Source organism: Oleiphilus sp. HI0066, from assembly GCF_001635725.1.
The window spans coordinates 1-2,283 of record NZ_LWFH01001093.1; the positions used below are offsets into that span (position 1 = coordinate 1).

A 2,283-nucleotide genomic window follows, 5' to 3' on the forward strand; every position below is an offset into this window, starting at 1 on the left:
GGAAAATCACAAGTGAAGATATATTAAATCGACAAAACTGGGACAGTTACCAACAAGCATTTGAGGACATGCTGGATAAAACTGATGGCAAGAAAAACCCTTGGCATATAGTAGCGGCAAACAACAAACGATATGCCCGCATCAACGCGATGAAACATATCGCCAAACGATTAAATGCCCATATCGACACGGAACAAGTTGAATTACTGAAACCTGAAGTAGAAAAATTGGCGACTAAATATCTGCCTTAACGATTGAAATTCTTATCAACCAATACGCTACACATCATAACTCGACGACGAAGTATCTCCACCTCGCCCAGTCCAATCAGTGTGATAGTACTGTTGAGTTTCATCACCGTCTAACTGATAGGTATGCGCCCCGAAGTAATCTCGCTGCGCTTGGATCAAATTTGCAGGTAGTTTTTCGCGACTATAAGCCTCAATAAAACTTAGCGCTGAGCCAATACATGGCACCGGTACTCCACTCTCAACCGACTTGGCCACTAGCTTTCGCCACGCAGGTAAACAATCTTGCAAGATCTCATTAAAGTAAGGAGCTAAGCCTAGAAAATCGAGCTGACCATCAGAGGCGAAAGCATCACGAATTTGTTCTAAAAATACACTACGAATAATACAGCCTTCGCGCCACATCAATGCGACATTGCCATAGTTAAGTTCCCAGCCATGCTCGTCTGACGCTGCTTTCATCAGCATAAAACCTTGAGCATATGAGATAATCTTTGATGCCAACAAAGCCTTACGCGCTATCTCTATCCACTCATCTTTGTTATCAGGAATTTCAACACTAGGTTTAGAGAAATGCTTAGATGCAATTGTGCGCTGATCTTTCAAAGCAGAAATACAACGTGCAAAAACCGACTCGCTGATTAAGGTCAACGGAACACCTAAATCTAGTGCGTTGATTCCAGTCCATTTACCCGTCCCTTTTTGACCAGCCTTATCGAGAATACGATCAAGCAAATGATTACCTTGCTCGTCTTTGAACGCCAAAATATCGCGACTGATTTCAACTAAGTAGCTGTCTAATTCTGTCTCATTCCACCGTCCTAAAACGGCAGAAATCTCGTCATTATTAAGCCCTAGAACTATGCGCAAGAAATCATAAGACTCAGCAATTAATTGCATGTCGCCATATTCAATGCCGTTATGCACCATTTTTACAAAATGTCCGGCACCACCTTGTCCGACCCAATCACAACACGGCTCACCACTTCTGGTTTTGGCAGCAATCGATTGCAGTATCGGTTTAAGGTGAGGCCATGCTTCCTGACTTCCACCGGGCATAATCGACGGTCCATGACGAGCCCCCTCCTCACCACCAGAAACGCCTGCGCCCAAAAATAAAATGCCTTGTTCTGAGAGTTCTTTCAGTCTTCGAGAGCTATCTTCGAAATTAGAATTCCCACCATCAATGATGATGTCACCCTGCTCCAGATGAGGGATTAGTTGCGCAATAACGTCGTCAACAACTTGCCCCGCTCTAACCATCAGCATGATCTTGCGAGGAGTGCTTAAAGCATTCACTAGCTCTTCGATAGAGTGAGCGCCTTTGATGTTTGTTCCTTTTGCTGCGCCTGATAAAAACGCGCTGACTTTGTCTTTGCTGCGGTTATACGCCACCACTTCAAAGCCATGATTATCCATATTTAGAATGAGGTTTTGCCCCATTACTGCTAAGCCAATTACACCAATGTCTGCACTCATATCAGCCTCTTAATCGTTGACCAGTAAACTTGCCGCCGCTTCATCGAGCAACCATTGCGTCTCACCATCAAAGGCAAAAATATTCGCTGCTGGATATTGCTCAGATTCTTCTTCGTCACCAAACACATCTCGCACGATTTCTGCTTTGTTTGCCCCGGTCACGACAAAGGCAATGGATCGAGCATTGCATAAAGTCTCGGCCGACAATGACAAGCGCACCTCTCCTGTTTCGGGATGTGTTGCTGCAACCCAATTACTCTGTGCTTCGTAATCTACCTGCCCTGGAAATAGAGATGCAGTATGACCATCTTCACCTAAACCCAGTAACACCCAATCAAAACATGGGCGACCTTCATGCTTATCAAGCTTGGAAACAATCTCCTCTTCCGCATGCACTTGCTCTATCGATAATTCATTTGCACCATTTATTGGATGGAGGTTTTCTTCTGGGATTGGAACGTGTTGGAACAGTGTACGATAAGCTTCACCAAAATTACTTTGGGCACTTTCTTTTTCAACCATACGCTCATCGCCCCACCAAAAGTGCAAGTTATCC

The 2,283-nt window shown here is 44.5% G+C and carries 2 protein-coding genes and 1 pseudogene; 1 reads left to right on the forward strand and 2 read right to left on the reverse strand.

All coding sequences use genetic code 11. From position 1 onward, the window contains the following. A pseudogene (locus A3738_RS14125) lies at positions 1 to 251 on the forward strand (polyphosphate kinase); the annotation flags it as partial. Between the two features lie 27 nt (positions 252 to 278). Here A3738_RS14125 and gnd read toward each other — a convergent pair. Further along, a complete protein-coding gene (gene gnd / locus A3738_RS14130) occupies positions 279 to 1,727 on the reverse strand; it encodes a decarboxylating NADP(+)-dependent phosphogluconate dehydrogenase (RefSeq protein WP_068476580.1) in 1,449 nt (482 codons plus the stop codon). A gap of 9 nt (positions 1,728 to 1,736) precedes the next feature. Beyond that, positions 1,737 to 2,283 (reverse strand): 6-phosphogluconolactonase (gene pgl, locus A3738_RS14135; protein WP_068763654.1); only part of this gene is annotated, 547 nt, incomplete at its 5' end.

What these genes read in the sequence shown, in the direction of transcription:
- gnd (WP_068476580.1), bottom strand. Translation starts at nt 1,727, where the DNA reads ATGAGTGCAGACATTGGTGTAATTGGCTTAGCAGTAATGGGGCAAAAC.